The following is a 19,354-nucleotide window of genomic DNA, read 5'->3' on the forward strand; positions in this document are numbered from 1 at the left end:
ATAGTTGCCTAGTAAATCTGTACAGCCATTAGACTGTTTTTGGCGGCAAACATATTGGTTCCCATCTGGATCAACTAATATTCGTCCGTTAGACTCATTGGCATTAAACATAAATACAGTACCCGGTAGCAATGCAATTGCCAGAATCCATTTTTTAAAGTTGCTTCTTATGAATAATATTATTTGTTTAATGAGGCTAATAAAGCCAATGAAGACAAAGAAAAATACTAAATATCCTTAAGAGTTTGTATGAGTGGCAATTGTTCGAAGTATACTGGTTACTATTAGTGGTATTGTAGTGGTTGGATTTACTTTATATTTAAACCCTGATTGCGAATTGTCGGAATCAGGGTTTTTTTATGCTTAGAGTCATTCACTTTGTTCAGAATTTGAGTTTGGATATTACGGCTGGTGCGGTAATATCGGCACTTTTTCTGTCGGAAATAATGGGCGTAACCATGGATGGTGCTATGGCCATAGGTTTGGCGGTTGCCATTTGGCTTATTTACACCTTCGACCACCTAAGCGATGCCTATCGTACTAAAGGAAGTGCCACAAATCCACGGCATGCGTTCCACCAAAGACACTTTAAACTAATGGTGGCTTTGGCGGTGTTGGTTTTCGGTTTAGGTGTTTACAATCTGTTTTTCTTGCCGAAAAGCACGCTCATATTGGGTTGTGTTTTGGTAGCCTTAAGTGGTCTGTATTTTCTCTACATCACGTTTGTACGCAAGCATAGTAGCAAGGAGCTCTTTGCGGCTTTTGTCTACACTGCGGGTATTGCCACGGCTCCAATAAGTCAGCTTCAGGTGTTCACTTTGCTGCCAATGCTGGTTGTTGGCTGTTTTTTTCTTTTGGCCTATGCTAACCTTTTACTCATTCCGATTTTCGAAGAGGGTGTAGACTCCCGCGATGGCAAACACTCCATTGTTACCAGGTTGGGTGGGCCGACCGTTAAAAAGCTGATAGGTGTGTTGCTTGTAATTGGTTTGGGGCTTAACCAGGTGGCATTTTTTCAGTTGCAGGAAATAAAACCGTATCTTATTCTATTGCTAATGCACCTGACCATATTGGTTATTTTGATTAAACCAGAATGGTTCAGGAAGTTTCAACTGTATAGAATACTAAGCGATGGCATTTTTTTTCTACCTGCATTAATGTTTGTATGAGCCAAAAGAATCAGTTCGATAGGGTTGCTCCAGTTTACGATGGCCTGTCCAAATTGGTATTTGGTAGCGCATTAATAAACGCCCAAAAGAAGAATTTGGTAAATGTTCCCCTTAGTGCGAATGTGCTGGTCGTTGGCGGTGGCTCTGGAGAAATTCTGTGCGATGATTTACTAAACAAAGTAAAGCATATTGATTATGTGGAGCTTTCGGCCAAAATGCTGCGGAAAGCTAAAGTAAGGTGCAATAGTGCTAAAGTCAACTTTATTCATGCAGATATAGCAGAGTTGACAGGAAGTTACGATGCAGTTGTTGCCAACTTCTTTTTAGATTGTTTTGATGCCGAATCGCTTGAAGAAATGGTGATACATCTGAAGTCTCTTATGAGCCCCAATGCAGTACTTTTGGTCACGGATTTTAAGCAACCGCAAATGCTATGGCACAAGGTTTTACTCGCAAGCATGCTTAAGTTTTTCAAGCATGCTTCAAACCTTGAGGCAGGCAAATTGCAACCAATAAGACAGAAGCTTAAAGCGGCAGGTTTTAACGAGCATTACCTTAGTTTTGGTTTGAGAGGCTTTGTGTTTACGGCCGCATTCAAACTAGTGAAGAAGTAGCTTTAGCACTTTGCTACGGTTTTGGTTGTCCATAATTCTAATAACGTTCAACCCTTTTATAAGCCTGTCGCTGCTTAGGCGAACGTGATTGTTTGATGCGTCTAACCAATGTGTTTTCTCCCAAAGCAGTTGACCATTAGGGCTCAAAACCTGTATCAGTGTCTCCTTGTCTTCTTTTAAGTTATAGTTGATTTTCACTTCATCTCCCATTCTTATGGGGTTGGTGAAAAGGCCAAATTCTTCTTCAAATTCCGCTTCAACAAACACAGATTTTATCTCGGAATAGTCTGTTTGACCATTAAAATCGATTTGTTTTAACCTGTAGAATGAATATCCCGTTTCTGGTTCAAAATCAGTAAAAGTGTAATACTTAATGGCCTCGCTATTTCCGGCTCCGGTTAAGCTTCCAATGCCCTCGAACTCTCTGCCATTTGCACTCCTCTCAATTACAAACTGAGCATTGTCCGATTCAGAAAGTGTAGCCCAGTCTAGCTTAACATGGTTACGCGCTATTTTTTGGGCATCGAATGCCAGCAACTCTATAGGTAGCGCATATTTTTCTTCAGAACCTAAGGTAAAATACTGGCCAGTACTAAAGTTCACAGTGAATGAAACGGTTTTATTCACAGCATTAATGCTGCTTGGCGATATTAAAGTAGCTCCTGCGGAAAAATCGCCATCTGCATCTACCATTAATCTTACCTGATTAAGGTTGTTCGTTCCAATTCCGCTTGGCCCACTAATAGCCGATAGGTCATAGGTAAGTGTAACGTTACCTATTGTTCCTGTTTCTTGTACCTTCCATTCCCTGTTTAGACGGCCCTTCACTTGACTCGCGTCAAACTCAGTGTTTTCGCTGCTTTCTATAGCTGCGTTGTCATTTGCCCAAATTAAAAAGGAGTCATCAGCAGAAAAGTTGCTTACCGACATGGTAACAAGCGCATCATTGTTCTCGCTTTTCGACTTTTTCTGAACTAAACAGCTATTATCATCTCGGCCAATTCCGGCTATATCGCTGGTGTAACCAGTGTTAGTGGTATAGCTAAAAATTGCACCGCCATCGGCAGCTAAATAGTCGGTGGTGCTAAGCCTTGAGATACCGTATTTTATGGCTAGGTAAGACTCAACCCGTGCTCTTTCGGTGCTTGTTAGGTCATCGGAAAACACAATTACTTCGGCCACATGACCTTGAAATTGTGCCGCCACTTGTGGGTCGTCATGGTTGCCAATACCAAAAGTGTTTGGCCCAGACAATGACGTATTGGTAGAGATGCCGCTGGCAATGTTTGTTGAGTTGGCATAGAGTTGTATAGCGCCACTTGCAGTGGACCTAATTCTTGTACCCGTTACAATAAACGGTTCTTGCGTATTGTACAGAGTGCCCGAAGGGGATCTGGCGTTTAAAGTGGCATTACTGGCTGCATTTAAATGGAGTCTACCTCCAGACATACCCAAGCCATAGTCGTTGTTTCCACCGCTATCGCCACCACCAATAATTGTTGGCGCGGCCTCAAAATTGGTCGTAGATCCGCCACCTAATCCCGACTTGAATACGGCTACAATGCTCAAGTCTTCCGACACATTGTTGCCTCCGCTTGTTTCAATAAAAGTGGCATTGGTAGAGTTGGGATCGAATAATTCTATACTTGGATTGAAGTTGATCTCAGAAGTATGGTACACTGGACTTACCGGGTTCGATCCGCCTAAACCTACCACAGCCGCATTTCGGCCATTGCCGCTAAAGTCTGTCCAGCTGCTAATGTTTGCCTCGTCTACTACGGTGTTTGTTCCTTCATTGGCCTTAAGCCATAGGGCCAAGTCCGTAGTAACCCCACCTGGGGCACACGCTGTTTTGTTGGTGCCAAGGGTAAAGAAATCGCCATTGGTGAAATCCACATCTTCAAATGTTATCACATTACCATCAAAGGTGCCTCCGGAGTAAGTAACTCCGGAAGCCATGGTTGAAGTTGAGGAAATGATTAACTGAAAGTTGGATGACACCGTGGTGTATCCTAGCCCAGTAAGGTCGAAAGAAACGTCAACACTGCCTACAGTGCCTGTTTCTTGTACTTTCCAAACTCGGCTTATTCTTTCAGTAACCGTACCCGGTACATCTACCGTATTGGCAGCGGCCTGCGTAAGCGCTGCGTTGTCGTTGCCCCAAATGAGAAATGAGGCATCGGAATCGAACGAACTAGTGTTGGCAGCATTGGTGGTGGCTATGCTTTCTAGCCCAATCGTAACAACCGCATCGCTATTCTGACTAGTAGATTGTTTTTGATTAAGACAGGCGTTGTCGTCACGACCTATACCTGCGATGTCGTTGTTGTAAGAAGTGTTGGTGGTTCTGCTCCACACGGTGTTCCCAGCTGCATTTAAATAGTCAATGCTTAGTGTTATGCCATACTTTATACCGAGGTAAGATGTGATTTGACTGTTTTGAGTTAGGGTAGGTCGTGCGCTGTATGATATGACCTCCGCAATTTTTCCATCGAAGAACCTGGTAAACCCAAAGTCGTTTGGTGTAAAGAACCTGCCTAGTACATAATCTTCGTTCGAAAGCCCAAGAAATGAGCCAGTACCCGTTGTGGTTATGGTTGTGCCGTTTTGCTGTGTAACGGACTGCGTTGCGGTAGGCACATTATTATCGAGCGTAGCAAAAACTAATGGTACGCCCGCGCTGATGGTTTTAGCACTGTTGTTTTCATAACTGCCGTAACCAATGGTTCCATTACCAACTATATGGCCTACCACATCATCTGCAGAACCATAGATTCCCCCAAGGAAAAAGCCACCAATATCGTTTGTTGGCGATGCCGATTGGGTGTCCCAGCCAAGAGGTACTTGTGCCGCAGAGGCACTTGTTAGGTTGTCATCGGGTACTAGTACAATGTAGTACGCTGGGGTATGAAAGCCTGTGGCTGACGCAAGGAAATCCGCGGTACCATCAAAGTCTAGTGCCGGATTAAAGTTAATTGCGTTGGCGCTGTAAGCAGGCGATGTGCCTCCACTGCCCTCTGCATGATTGGCGCCCGCTAAGTCGCTCCATTCGGTTACTTCTCCGGCACTAGCGTTCGGCCCCAAATCTGCCTTAAGCCATAAGGAAAGGTTAGTACCAACGCCAGCAGGAGAGCAATCGATATAACCTGTTCCTAAGGTGAAATACTCACCGTGACTTAAGTCAACAGTAAATGTTATGGTGTTTTCGACCTCATCGAGTACGCCTCCCGAAACAATTGTGGCGCCAGTAAATGCTCCTCCAGATGAATTACTGGCAACCAACAAACTATAGTCGGCTGCCATAGGACTTCCCGAAATAATGAGCGAGTCTAAATCGAAAGTAATTTGGTTCGTTCCGGTTTCACCAGTTTCCGATACGCGCCAAACTCTTTCAATGCGCTGATTAATCACTGAGGGAACATCGGTTGTTTCTGTATCGGTTAAGGCCTCCCCATCATTTCCCCAAATAAACCATGTGTTATTGGCCGAGAAGCTACCACCATTCGACACAGTGATGACAGACTCATTATGCTCACTTCTAGACTGTTGTTGATCGAGCTCTGAATTATCGTCTCGGCCAATACCTGTTATGTTGTTATTATATTCTAAATAGCCGCCTAAGCTTGCGCTTTGTGTGGTGTTAAAGATTACCGCTCCGCTAGAATTGACATAGTTAATAGGGGTAGCTTGGTTTAAGGTGATACCATATTTTATGGCCAAATAACTTTCTATTTGGTTTCGAGTATTGATAGAAAAACCACTTGGTTCGTTACAATAAATAAACTCGGGTATTTCTCCCCTAAAGGAGTTGAAGCTACCGTTGGTTCCGTCATCATAGCGCTGGTTACTGCCCGATAGGCCAATGTTAATGTCTCCAGTATGTGAAAAAAGTAGGCCAATGGAAGATACTGTTCCGAACAGCTGTCCATTCAGGTAACCCGAAAATGTGCCGGATTCTGAAACATTGCCGTCAAATTCGAAGGTTAGAATGTATTCGGAATTGGGTTCAACCGTTGCAGAGGCAGTAACATCGCCTTCGTTCCATGGGGCGCCTGCGCCATCATTGTTGCGGTTCCAGGCGTGTGCGTATAGGCTGCCATTTCTAATGTAAATGTTGATGCCTCTGGTGTTTCCACCTTGTTCATAGAGTACCTGCCTGGTAGTTACATCGCTTTCTGTTCTAAAGGCGATTGAAATGCCTTTTCGCTCGTAGGAGCTACCATTATTGTTAAAACTGGCATTGTTTGAGGTTGTTAGGCCTCGGGTTCCTGTAGTGAAATCGGCAGTTTGATTAAAGTTAATGGTTGAAGAACTGCTGCGATAGGTGGGGGCACTTTGGGCAGTTGTAAAGTCGTTATCACCAATCCAGTGGTCTTGCCAATCGGTAATTGTGGCTCCTTCTGTAGAGGTGGTTACATCATCGGTAGCATTGGCTTTTAACCAGGTAGAAAGTGCACCTTTATACCCGCCAGGGCCTATTGCTAGTGTTAAACAATTATCCGAAGACACTGCCGCAGAGACTCCTGCCACTAGATCGATACCCGAGGCTGCTGCGGTAGTGGTTTCCGGGAAGGTGGAGATATCGGTAAGGTCGTGAAGGGCATCGTCAGTATCGAAGGCAAATAAAGAGTAACCGTAGATCACTTGGCCTGCAGCTATTCCCAATTCGTCAAAAGAAACTGCTACCCCCTGAATGGTTTGACTTGCTTGGCCGGCAATATCACCAATGTTTAATAAAGGCAAAGGGTTCTCGCCTACGGTTTGTCTTCTTAGTACTAAGTAATCGCTGTAAGTTAGGCCGGTGTTTGGCCAATCGTTATCTACAATTTCCACCATGTTGCCATAGGCAGAAGGGTTTCCATTTATGTCTAGCGCAGTAATGGCAGCAATTTTTATGCTGTCATTTCCTCCACGTTCTATCACTGGGAATACCGCGTTTTCTGGAGCACAGCTTACTATGCCTGTGTACCAAATGGCATCTACGCGTTCTATTTGGGCTTGAATACTTCCAGCAGCTTCGTTGTCCACATTAACCAGAATGTTGTCGTAGCCACTAATTAGGCTACCAGTCTGATATAATGCGTCTGCATCGTCTACTTCTTGTCCATCCATAATCAGTTCAGTTGTGCCGAAAAGGAGGGGCACATCAATATCAATAAGTGTATACCAAACATTCACAAAACGGCCTCCATCTGTGCGCTGTAGCATAAGCGTGTCAGGTTCAAGAAAGTTGGAGTAAGTAGTGCCGCCAATGGTATAGCTGAGCAACGTATAGTCATTGCCTTGCCCATAGCTTACATCGTAAGTTTGACCGGGGTTTATGTCGTTGGAGGCATCGCTAGGCGCGGTGGCTGAGTAGGTCGTATTGGGTGGGTTAACCGTGGTGGTGTTAAAGGATGAGATTCCCGTTTGACCATTCAATTTGACACAAAACACCCATAGTAGCATGAATATACATGCAATGGCAAAAGAACAGTGTGAATTATTTTGTACCTGCATAAACTTCCATTTTACGGTTTCAGTCTATCAGGTTGAGTTTCAATGAACAGCAAATTCATGCGTATAACGGAAGTGTTTTGGACACTCCATTAGCACATGTTTTTTAATAAGTAATTAGGATTTATCTATTATTGGCAGGTAAGGTTCGGTCTGGTTGAATGACTCGAACACATTAGAAAACAACAAAAAAATACATGCAAAGTCAATAAGAGAAATTGACAATGTTTTTGAACGACAAAAAAATGTATTTGTAATTAATAAAAATCGATTTGAGTAAAATGGAAATGTTTTAGAGGCTATTTAAGTACCAATTTGAGAGTTTTGTATTTATTGGACTTATCTGTGATACGAACGAGCAGCATGCCGCGTGGTAAGTTGGTTGATGAAATTACCAACTTTCCACCGGCCTTTGAAAGCTGTTCTTGGTGGTTGAGGAAGAGGGTTCCTGCTGTGTTTAATATCTTAATATTTACCTCTTTATCCTCCGAAACGGAGTAGTCTATGTATACATCTTCTCCCTTAATACTTGGGTTAGGGAATAGGGTGTAGATCTCGTCATTTGCTGCCTCAATGTACACAGAACGCACTTTTGAGTACTCAAATTCACCCCCAGTATCATTTTGTTTCAACCTATAGAAGTTGAATCCAGAAGCGGGTTTAGTGTCTACATAATCATAGTAAAGTAAACTGTTGCTATTGCCAGCACCTTCTACATAGCCAATGACTTCAAAGTTTCTGCCATCTGTGCTACGCTCTATGGCAAAGAATGCATTGTTGCTTTCTGAAGCGGTGGTCCAATCTAGTTTCACTTGGTTTCTCAAATAGAGATTAGCGGAAAACTCAACCAAGGTAATTGGCAGAGCAGCGTATTCTGCTGAGCCGAGGGTGTAGTATTGCCCATCGGTAAAATCTACAGTAAACGTAGCGGTTTTCTCTGCTGCATTAGTGCTAGTTGGCGTTATGTAGCTTGTCCCTGAGGTGAAGTCTCCATCGTTGTCAACCATAAGTCTTAACTGACTTAAGTTGTTGGTACCTATACCTGAAGGACCACTTACCTGCGAAAGGTCGAATGTAATGGAAACGGCTCCCACAGTTCCGTTTTCTTGAACACGCCATTCTCTAAACAACCTACTACTTATTTCTTCAGGGTTAAACTCTGTGTTGCCCTCTTCCTTGGTTCCTTCCAAAGCTACATTGTCATTTGCCCAAACTAACCATGAGTTGTCTGCCGAAAAGGATGCGACTTCCATTGTTACAATGGCATCGTCATTTTCACTTTTCGATTTTGTTTGAACCAAGCAAGCGCCTTCATCTACTCCAATTCCCGCTATGTCATTGTTATATGTAGCGTTTTCAGAGAAGTCCCAAACCTCTGTGGTACCATCTGATGCCAAATAGTTTTCCGAAGCCGATTTAGTAATACCGTATTTAATGGCCAGATACGATTCTACCCTTTGTCTTTCACTTGCCGATAGTGCTTTTGAGAAGACAATTACTTCTGAAATGTATCCGTTGAATTGGCCTGCTACAGTGGCATCGGCATGGTTGCCAATTCCAAAGGCCGAAGAACCATCTAAGGCTACATCTGCCGAAGTTCCAGAATCAACATTTGATGAATTCATATATAACTCAACCGCGCCATTTCTCACCCTAGTTCCGGTGGCAATGTATGGTTGGTGATCATTGTAAGTCCCTGGACTTTCAACGGTGAACGAAGAATTGTTGGCGGCATTGAAAATCACCTTGCCTCCTGAAATTCCTAAGCCATAGTCTGCAAATGTGGCGTCTGTTCCAGTACTAACCAGTGCAGGAGCCAGCTCAAAGTTTTGATCGCTGCTTGTGGTTTGGCCTGTTCTGAAAACGGCAACCATTGTAAGATCGTCCTCAACCGTATTACCATTACTTGTTTTGATGTAGGTGGCATTGGTAGATTCTGGGTCTATAAATTCTAAAGCGGCATTGTTGTTTATCCATTGGCTTGTGTATTGAACATCAACCGGTACGCTACCGCCCAAAGTCTGGTTAGCACCATTTCTTACCGGAGAACCACTTCTGTCTGCCCAACTAGTAAGCGCTTCACCATCCATATTTCCTACGGTGCCTTCATTCGCTTTAAGCCATAATGCTAAGTCAGTTTCTACTCCTCCAGGGCCGCAAGTAATGCTAGTGCCAGTGCCTAATGTAAAAAAGTCGCCATTGCTAAAATCAATGTTGTTAAAAGTAATGGTGTTTCCGCTAAATGTTCCGCCTCCATATGTAGTGCCCGAAGCCATGGTAGACGAGTTGCTCACAATTAGTTTAAAGTCGGAAGAAGCCGTGGAATAGCCCAAATCGGTGAGGTCGAAGGCTACAGAAGTGTTGCCTACAGTGCCTGTTTCTTGCACTTTCCACACGCGGGTCATTCTTTCAGAAATATCGGCCGGAACATCTGTGGTTTCTACGTTAGCCGCATCAGTGTCGCCAGCATCGTTCCCCCAAATAAGGAAGGAGTTATCTGTACCAAAAGCATTAGTGTTGGCTGCATTGCTTGCGGCAATAGCATTGTTCCCAATTGTAACAATGGCATCAGCATAATCACTTGTCGATTGCTTTTGCTCTAGGCAAGAACCATCGTCTCTTCCTATTCCTGCCACGCCATTATGGTAAGTGCTATTGGCGGAGTAATCCCAAATAACTGTTGATGAAGAGTTCAGGTAATCGCCTTCGGTAAATGAACCAATACTTTCACCAGGTGTACCATCATTATCGGTATTGTTTGATAGCGTAACCCCGTATTTTATGGCTAAATATGATTGTATTTTGGCGTGCTCTGTATCTGTAGGTCTCCCAGAGTATGAAATGATTTCGGCAAACTCTCCATTATAGTGTTGTGGGTATCCAGATGCGTTTGGATCACCTAGTCGAGCGATATTGTAATAACTATCGGTAAAAGTTACCTTGCTACCACCTGTCAGAACCGAGAAATCTCTACCATCAACGTATACTTGTGTTGAGGTTCCTGCACTATTATCTCTAATGCCAAAGAGGTAAGTTTGATCTTGAACGATGGTGTTGGTGCCATTATAGTCGGAATAAAGCGATTGTCTAACTGCTCTGCGGTAAGAGTTAGTTGGAGATGATGAATTGGCTGCATGGGTAATTAGCTCGTCAACGCCACCGGTGAAGTTTCCAAGCCAAAGTCCGCCCAGGTTATTGCTAGTGGATGTTTCAAATCCGATAACAGGCCTGAAGGCCGTTGATGCACTAATGTTCTCTTTTGGTTTCGTTACAAGGTAGTAGCCTGTGGTGTTAAATCCTCCATCTCCTCTTAGTGTTTCGCTATTGCTGGCATTAAAATTAACAGAAGGGTTGTGGTTAATGCTGTTGCTCACATAGTTTGGTCTGTTGCCAGATTGTTCCGGACCATTACCTCCACCAGATCTATCTAGCCAAGTGCTTACATCGTTTCCGTCTTGCTTTGTGCTAGTGCCAATTCCGGCATTCAGCCAGAGTGTAAGGTTGGTGCTTACTCCGCCCGGGGCGCAGCTAATAAAGCCGGTGCCTAAGGTGAAATATTCTCCACCCTCAAGATCAACTCCTTCAAAAACTAGTATGCCACTACCGCTGTCGTATGAAACTGGTGTTATAATTTCGGCTGCGCTAAAATCTCCATCCGAATCGCTTGATGCGACTAAGAGTGTAAGGTCGTTTAGATCTACTGTTGCGCTTGGGTTAAGCTCACTAACATCGAAAGTCATGGTTAAACTACCCGATTCGCCTTCTTCGGCAACCCTCCAAGTGCGGATAATTCTTCTGCTTATTAATGATGGCTTTGTTTCAGAATCCGAATCGTCTTTAGATTCGTTGTCATTCCCCCAAATGAGCCAGGTGTTATCTTTTGGGAAAGACCCAGTTCTTTCTATTGTAACAACTGAATAGTCATTCTCGCTTTTAGACTTTATTTGCTCAAACTCGGAGGCATCGTCTCTGCCAATTCCGGCTATGTCGCTATTGTACTCTAGGTAACCTCCTGCACTGGCCGCGGTGGTGGTGTTAAAAATTACATTCCCTTTTGAGTTAACGTAATTGTAGGCAATGCTTTGATCTAGCGTAATACCATACTTTAGGGCTAAATAGCTTTCTGTTCGGTTGCGCTGCGCAACAGTAAAGTTGTTCGGTTCATTGCAGTAGATAAACTCGGAAATATGGCCTTCAAAGGCATTGGTGGCACTGTTTGTACCATCATTATACTGCGTATTACCGTCCGACCCACCAAGTTCAACACCATTTGTATCTGCATAGAGCAAGCCAGCGCCACCACTAAGGGTGCCTATGCTACGTCCGTTTTTGTATATGGTAATGCTACCACTACCTGGTGTTGTATTTCCGTTCTGTTCAAGTGTAATAATGTACTCTCTATTTTGGTTTATGGTGTCAGATACCGTACTAATATTAGTGCCATTATTCCAAGGGGATCCAACGCCATCAGCGGTGCGGTTCCAGGCACTAGCATAAATATCACTGCCTTCTACATAAATGATAATACCGCGAGAAACGCCACCTTGCTCAAAGAGCACTTGTCTTGAAGTTATATCGGAGGCGTCTGTTCTAAAGGCGATGTTTATGCCTTTTCGCGTGTAAGAGGCTGCAGAATTAAAGTCAATATCTGTATCGCTATTGGCATCACCATCTTCATTACTTGGAGAGTTGAGTGTTAAAGTGGCATCACTTGGCGATGAATAAAAACCTACTGTTGCGTTGAAGTTTATGTTGGTGGCATCTCCATTGGCATAGTAGTCTGGGTTGCTCGTGCTGCCAGTACTAAAATCATTGTTCCCAATCCAATGATCTTGCCAATCGGTTAATTCTCCACCAGATGCTGTAATGTCATCTTCAGCATTTGCTTTTAGCCAGGTAGAAAGCGAAGACTTGTAACCACCTGGTCCTTTGGCTGGTGTTAAACACTGGTCGGAAGATACAGCAGCGGTAACTCCGGCAACTAAATCTAAACCCGATACACTCGCTTTTGTATCTGTAGGGAATGTGGTGATATCGGTAAGGTCGTGAATTGAATCGTCCACATCGGCCGCAAAAATGGAGTAACCATAAACTACTTGGCTAGCGCTAATCCCCAATTCGGTAAATGATACTGCAACGCCTTGTACAGTTTGCTCTCCTTGTGGAGGGTCTGCTTCTTCTCTGAAGGTACCAATGTTTATAAGGGGTAATGGATCTTGCCCTAAGGTTTGCCTTCTTAAAAGCAAAAAATCGTCAAATGTGGTTAACTCTCCATCTGTCGTAAGGGTTTTTCCGACTCCATAAGGCCAGTCAGATTTAGTAATCTCCACTAAATCAGAAAAACCATCTGGGTTTCCATTGGCATCGAGCGAGGTAATGGCCGCAACTTTAATGTGGTCGTTTCCTCCACGTTCTACCACCGGAAAGATGGCATTGTTTGGTTCGCAAGTAACTACACCTGTAAACCAAATAATGTCTACTCTTTCTGTTTCGGCTTGGGCTCCCGCAAGTTCGTCATCTTCGTTCACCAAAATATTGTCGTAACCAGCATTAACCACCCTGTTTTGATAAATTAGATCAGCGTCCTCAGATTCAGAAGGCGCCAAATCGAGTGTTTCTACTTGTCCCGATGGGTCGGTTAGGAGCTCATACCAAATATTTATAAAACGGCTTCCATCGGTGCGTCTAATAATGAGTGTATCTGGAGCTAAAAAGTTGTTATAAACTGTGGAGCCTATGGTGTAAGACTCTACAATTACATCATGTCCTCTTCCGAAATTCAGCGTGTAAGGAGTATTTTCAACTATATCTCCACTTGCATCGCTTGGAGCGGTTTGGTTTGAAGTAGTTTCAACGGGTGATACGCGTAGGGTGTCAATTCTATTAATGCCGGTTTGGGATATGCTTATGTTGTAGCTACATAGCAATATCATCAAGGAGAATACTCCCCTTGGCAGCGCGTAGGACATGCTGGAAATGTACCGAGTGCAATAATTGCGTGGCATTTCTGGTTGATAGGTTGTTGGTACGTTGGTGGTTAAGCAGTGTTTATCTGAGAATTTTCAGACTTCTTACAAGTCAGAAAATAGCTCGAAGAACGTTTTCTTAGGTATGAAGTGCAAAAAAATGTATTTTTTATAACATTAACAAAGACCGTGTTTATAATTTATGTTACGTTTTGTTAATATTTAATAGGCGGGCTTTAAACACCATTTTTGGTATAAAATGGTGTTTAAAGGAGTGATTACTGTACTATTAGTTTGAATGAATGCGTGTTGGATCTTCCATCAGTAACCCTAACTAGGTTTAAACCCTTGTTCAGCTTGTAAGAAGTGAGTTCTAATACTCCACTTTCTGGGTTCAATATTGTCCCAAATTGGTAAAGCATTCGTCCTGTTGCATCTGCAATGGATATTGTAACTGGGGTAGCTTCGCTTACAGCATAGGAGAGGTTGAATTTTTCTCCTTGCACCACAGGGTTAGGGTAAATAGCAAATGATGATATAGTAGCAGTCTCTTCTACATAAATGGCTTTAATGCTAGAATAGTCATGGTTTCCATTAAAGTCTACCTGTTTTAGTCTGTAGTAATTAAAGCCTTGGGTCGGTGTATCCAAAAAGCTGTAGTCATTGATTGCAGTACTGTTTCCGGCTCCATCTCTTGTTCCGATTTGTTGGAAGTTTCGTCCGTCAAGGCTTCTCTCAATTGCAAAGTAGGCGTTATTGGTTTCCGATGCTGTTGTCCAATTGAGCCTAACCTTACCACTACTCAGCTTTTCTGCATTAAAGCTCACCAAGGTAATTGGTAAGGCAGCTGTTTCTTCCGAACCTAGGGTAAAGTACTGCCCATCGGTAAAGTTTACGGTAAAGCTCACGGTATTGTCAACTGCGTTGATTGACGATGGACTAAGCAAGCTAGTTCCTGAGGTAAAGTCACCGTCATTATCAATCATCAGCCTCAGTTGGTTCAAGTTGTTCGTTCCTTGTCCCATAGGACCTGTGATTTCATTTAAGTCGAAGGTAAGTGTAACGTTACCCACAGTTCCGGTTTCTTGCACATACCACTCCCTCCATAGTCTACTACTTACTTGCGAGGAATTGTATTCTGTATTTCCATCTTCGCGTGTTCCTTCAATTTCTTGATCGTCATTACCCCAAATGAGCCAAGAATTATCTGCTCCAAAAGCGGTAGCCGACATTGTAACTAGGGCATCGTCATTTTCACTTTTTGACTTTCGTTGTACCAAACAGCTACCATCGTCACGGCCAATACCGGCAATGTCGCTATTGTAGTTGCCTGAGGCTTCGCTGAATGTCCAGATTGAAGTGGAGCCATCGGAAGCCAAGTAATTGGCAGTACTATTTCGTGTTATGCCGTATTTTATAGCTAAGTACGACTCTACCTGTTGGCGTTGAGTAGTTGATAGCACACTGCTAAATACGATTACTTCGGCAATTCTTCCCGCAAATTGGGCATTAACATTAAAGTCATCGTGGTTACCAATACCAAAGCTGGTAGGGCCGGTAAGTGCCGTATTGGTTGAACGTCCGGAAGCCACGTTGGCAGAATTTACATAGAGCTGGACCGAACCATTTGCCGTAGAGCTAATTCTGGTGCCTGTAACCATATAAGGCTCAAAGTTGTTGTATAGGGTGCCTGCTGGTGTGCGGGCATTGTTTGTTGTTGCGTTCTCATCGCCAAGCGTATTGTTATTGCCAGCGTTAAAGTGTAGTCGGCCATTGCTCATCCCCAAGCCATAGTCTTGGTTGCTGGCTGCATCTCCGGCACCAATTAAGGTCGGAGCCGATTCAAACGAGGAGGTAGAGCCTCCTGCTTGACCAGTTTCGAAAATGGTGATCAGTGTCATGCTACCCGAAACATCGTTTCCATTAGTGGTTTCCATATAAGAAGCATTCAAAGAGCCTGGATCCGTAAACTCTATTGCAGGATTAAAATTGATCTCGCTGGCCTCGTAGGTTGGCTCCACTGGCACTGTACCGCCTCCGTCTACTTCTACGGCACCTCTTAGTGCGGCACTTTGATCATCCCAAGTGTTTAGGTCTTCACCATCGGTGGTGGTGCCTGTGCTTTCGTCTGCACGAAGCCAAAGTGCAAGGTTTGTGGTAACTCCGCCTGGGCCACATGTAATGCTGTTCGATGTACCCAGTGTAAAGTAATCGCCATCGGCAAAGTCTATATTGTCGAAGGTAATTACGTTGCCATTTACTGTTCCACCTGTTACGGTTGTAGCATTCGACATATCTCCATCATCAGAGTCTATTAGTAATTTAAAGTCTGAAGCGCGAGTACCATAGCCAAGGCCTGTTAAGTCGAATGAAATAGATGTTTCACCCACCGTTCCGGTTTCATCCACGCGCCAGACTCTACGCATGCGTTGATCAACACCGGTTGGAAGGTCGTCATCACCATCTCCGCTATTAATGGCGTTACCTTCCGTAGCAGAAGCGGCATCGCTTCCCCAAATTAGGAAAGAGTCGTCTGCTCCAAAGCTATTTGGGTTGCTCACATTATCTGTGTAAATGCCACCATTACCAATAGTAACTATGCTACCAGCGTTTGTGCTTTTAGATTGTTTTTGTTCTAGGCAAGAGTTGTCATCTCGGCCAATTCCTGCTATGTCGGCATCGTAACTTCCATGGGTAGATGCGTTCCAAATTGTGCCACCATCAGATGCCACATAGTTTTGCGCAGTATTCTGATCTAGCGTTAAGCCATACTTTATAGCCAAATACGATTGAATTCGGTTGTGTTCAGCATTGCTTGGTCTTGAAGAGAATGATATGATTTCCCCAATTCTACCACCAAAATGATTGCCCGTTAGAAAGTCGTTGGTTGCGGTATAACTTGCAATTTCATAATCAACATTAGCCGAAGTTAAGAATGATCCAGAGCTCAGGTTGGCACGTGAGCGTCCGTTTACAAACATGTCTGTGCTAGAATTGCCAGAGTTGTTCTTGATGCTCAACATATAGGTTTGGTTGGCATTTACAGAAGATACGTTGGCACTAGAAATACCCCTTCTCCATCTTGTTCCGGTACCTCCAATTGCATGCGTGATCACTTCTTCAGTAAAGGCACCAGTTACAGAACCTAAGGCCAGTGCGCCAAACTCATCGGAGGCTCCGGCAGGTACATTAAAGCCAATAAGTATTTGCTCATCTGTAGCACTGGTAAACGTGCTATTTGAGTTCATAATCATGTAGTAGGCATTCGAATAGAAACCGGCAGAACCTGTAAGTTGTTCGCTGTTGGCGTTGTCGAAGTTAATGGCTGGGTTAAAGTTGATGGAGTTAGTAGCATAGTTCGGTGCATTTGCTGCGCCAACCGTAGCATCGTTGCTGCCTGCTCTGTCGTTCCAAGTAGAAACATTACCTCCGTTTGTGGTATTGTTCGGGCCTAAATCGGCCTTTAACCATAGCGCCAAATTGCTGGTTACTCCACCAGGGGCACAGGCGATAAACCCAGTGCCAAGGCTAAAGTATTCGCCATGTTCAAGGTTAATATTGTTGAAAGTTATGGTATTACCAGAAAGTACCCCTCCGGTAATTACTTGTGCACCGGTAAAATCTGCTCCAGAAGATTGAGCAGCAATTAGTAAGCTATAGTCCGATTCACCAGGAGTTCCAGAAATGCCTAGTTCGTTTAGATCGAAGGTGATTGATGAAGTGCCTGTTTCTCCAGTTTCAGCTACACGCCAAACTCTTTCAAGCCTTTGGCTTACAATAGGAGGTACGTCTGTTGTTTCGGTATCTGTATCCAAGCCGCCATCATTTCCCCAAATAAGCCACTTATTGTCGCTTGTAAACGAGCTGCCTTTATCAATAGTTACTACCGATCCATCATTTTCACTTCGCGAGGCCTGTTGCTCTAGCTCGGAAGCATCGTCTCTACCAATTCCGGCAATGTCATTATTGTATTGCAAATAGCCACCTACAGATGCATCGAGGGTAGTGTTGAAGATGATACTTCCTTTCGAGTTTACATAGTTGTAAGCCGAAGGGCTTTGGTTTAACGTAATGCCATACTTAATGGCTAAGTACGATTCAATTTTGTTGCGTTGGGCTACTGAGAAACTGCCTGGTTCATTGCAGTAAATCATTTCAGAAATTTCTCCCTGAAAATAGTGACCACTTCCTGTAGAACCATCTTCATATCTTGAGTTGTCAGAGCCGCCTAATTCAACCCCGCCAGTGTGTCTGTATAAAAGCCCCACATTGTCGATAGTGCCGATAAGTTGGCCATTTAAATAAGCATATAATTTACCTGATCCACCGCTGTTACCATCTAGCTCCAACGTTACCAAATATTCGGTGTCGGTGGCTATGCTTCCGCTGGCAGTAAGTAGCGATCCGTTGTTCCATGGTGCGCCAGGGCCATCGTTGTTTCTGTTCCAAGCGCTTACGTATAGCGAACCATTGAATATGTAAACGTTCAGTCCTCGGCTACCGCCTCCTTGCTCAAAAATTACCTGCCTTGTATTTATGTCCGATGCATCGGTTCTGAATGCTAGGTTTATTCCCTTTTTGGTGTAGGAAGTAAAGTCGTTCATCTCATCGTTGTTGCTTGTTGTGAGAGAAGTACTTCCGGTAAAGTCTACGGTTTGGTTAAAGTTAATGGCACTTGATGTGCTTCTGTAGGTAGGGGAGCCATTGCCAGTGCTAAAGTCGTTTTCGGCTATCCAATGATCTTCCCAAAGGCTAACCAAGGAACCATCAGTTGAGGTGGTTACTTCATCGGTTTCGTTGGCTTTCAACCAAGTAGATAGAGCGGCTTTATAGCCTCCAGGGCCGTGCGCATTTGTTAAACAATTGTCTGAAGAAACCGCAGCGGTAACCCCTGCCACTAGGTCAATACCAGAGTTGGCTGCTGTTGTAGTTGTGGGGAAGGTACTTATGTCTGTTAGGTCGTGAGAAACATCGTCTACATCCGATGCGAAAATGGAGTATCCGTAAACAACTTGGTTGGCAGCAATGCCGAGTTCGGTAAACGAAACGGCTACGCCTTGAACTGTTTGCCCAGTTTGTCCCACAAAAGTACCAATGTTAAGTAAGGGGAGTGGATCTTGACCAACTGTTTGCCTTCTAAAAACAAGGTAATTGTTGAAGGACTGGCCTACTTGTGGCCAATCGCTGTCTTCAATAAGCACCATGTCACTGTAGCCATTGGGGTCACCGTTGGCATCTAACGATGTAATGGCAGCTACTTTGATCTCATCATTTCCGCCTCTTTCTACCACAGGGAAAACGGCATTTTCTGGTGCACAAGTAACAATGCCATTGTACCAAATTATATCAACCCTTTCCGTTTGTGCCTGAATACTGCCCGCAGCCTGATCATCTTCATTCACCAATATGTTATCGTATCCAGCATTTACACTTCTTAGCTTATATATTTCATCAGCATCTGTAACTGCATCAGGGTCTAGTTTTAGTGTAAAAACCCCATTAGGGTCTGTAATTAGGGTGTACCAAATATTGATGAAACGGCTACCATCCGTTCTTCTTATAGCAAGTGTATCGGGCTCAAGAAAGTTATCGTAGATGGTACCGGAAACTTCGTAGCTATTTACAAAAAGGTTATTGCCTACACCATTGTGGATAGTGTAGCTTGAGTTAGCCTGAATGTCATTGCTGGCATCGCTGGGCGAACTTTGTACATAGCCGGTAGAATCTGCCGAAACAGGTGAAACATTGATTGCACTAATGCCCGTTTGCGCTTTTCCGTAAAAGGCAATGAGCAATAGGGAAGCCATAAGAAGGCCTCTTATTTGGTGTTTAGGTGAAGAAATTAATACCATCTATTAGGTGCTAGAATGCTATTACTTTTTTACTGTCTCTGTTTACTCAACTATCAGAGACAGGAGGTTTCTTTCGAGTGAAAACCATGCCATCGCATTAAAAATGTATTGGAAGCAGGTTTAAAGCCTATGCGTAAGGAATTAGCAACTGACGCCATAAATGGTGCTTCCCAAATCGGGAAAAATCAACTCATTTATGGAATGATTTACTGAAAAATTAGTCTTTTAGTAAGAGTGTAGTTGTTGTTTTCCTTGAT

General features: G+C 43.7%; 5 protein-coding genes. 2 read left to right on the forward strand and 3 right to left on the reverse strand.

What is annotated here, in order from left to right:
- The first annotated feature begins 359 nt into the window (after positions 1-359).
- Both BMW98_RS04310 and BMW98_RS04315 read left to right on the forward strand, forming a co-directional pair.
- Complete coding sequence (locus tag BMW98_RS04310) at positions 360-1,169, forward strand: hypothetical protein (protein WP_090257208.1); 810 nt, start codon at positions 360-362, stop codon at positions 1,167-1,169.
- On the forward strand, positions 1,166-1,783 hold the full coding sequence (locus tag BMW98_RS04315; protein ID WP_090257210.1) for a class I SAM-dependent methyltransferase: 618 nt from the start codon (positions 1,166-1,168) through the stop codon (positions 1,781-1,783). Before BMW98_RS04310 ends, BMW98_RS04315 begins: the two co-directional genes overlap by 4 nt.
- On the opposite strand, the gene BMW98_RS04320 is transcribed toward BMW98_RS04315, so the two are convergent.
- The 3 genes from BMW98_RS04320 to BMW98_RS04330 form a co-directional block, all read right to left on the reverse strand.
- Positions 1,769-7,282, reverse strand: coding sequence for a DUF8202 domain-containing protein (locus tag BMW98_RS04320; RefSeq protein WP_139177412.1), 5,514 nt, complete (start codon positions 7,280-7,282; stop codon positions 1,769-1,771). The two genes, BMW98_RS04315 and BMW98_RS04320, sit on opposite strands and share 15 nt — an antisense overlap.
- Before the next feature lie 296 nt (positions 7,283-7,578).
- Positions 7,579-13,284, reverse strand: coding sequence for a DUF8202 domain-containing protein (locus BMW98_RS04325; RefSeq protein WP_090257214.1), 5,706 nt, complete (start codon positions 13,282-13,284; stop codon positions 7,579-7,581).
- 239 nt (positions 13,285-13,523) lie between these two features.
- The gene (locus tag BMW98_RS04330) at positions 13,524-19,052 is read right to left on the reverse strand and encodes a DUF8202 domain-containing protein (protein ID WP_162844675.1); all 5,529 of its coding nucleotides are present in this window, start codon (positions 19,050-19,052) and stop codon (positions 13,524-13,526) included.
- Positions 19,053-19,354: the final 302 nt, after the last annotated feature.

Source organism: Roseivirga pacifica, from assembly GCF_900111145.1.
Lineage (GTDB): Bacteria > Bacteroidota > Bacteroidia > Cytophagales > Cyclobacteriaceae > Roseivirga > Roseivirga pacifica.

Coding starts and splice junctions, on each gene's coding strand:
- BMW98_RS04310 (WP_090257208.1), top strand. CDS start 360: ATGCTTAGAGTCATTCACTTTGTTCAGAATTTGAGTTTGGATATTACG.
- BMW98_RS04315 (WP_090257210.1), top strand. CDS start 1,166: ATGAGCCAAAAGAATCAGTTCGATAGGGTTGCTCCAGTTTACGATGGC.
- BMW98_RS04320 (WP_139177412.1), bottom strand. CDS start 7,282: ATGCAGGTACAAAATAATTCACACTGTTCTTTTGCCATTGCATGTATA.
- BMW98_RS04325 (WP_090257214.1), bottom strand. CDS start 13,284: ATGCCACGCAATTATTGCACTCGGTACATTTCCAGCATGTCCTACGCG.
- BMW98_RS04330 (WP_162844675.1), bottom strand. CDS start 19,052: ATGGCTTCCCTATTGCTCATTGCCTTTTACGGAAAAGCGCAAACGGGC.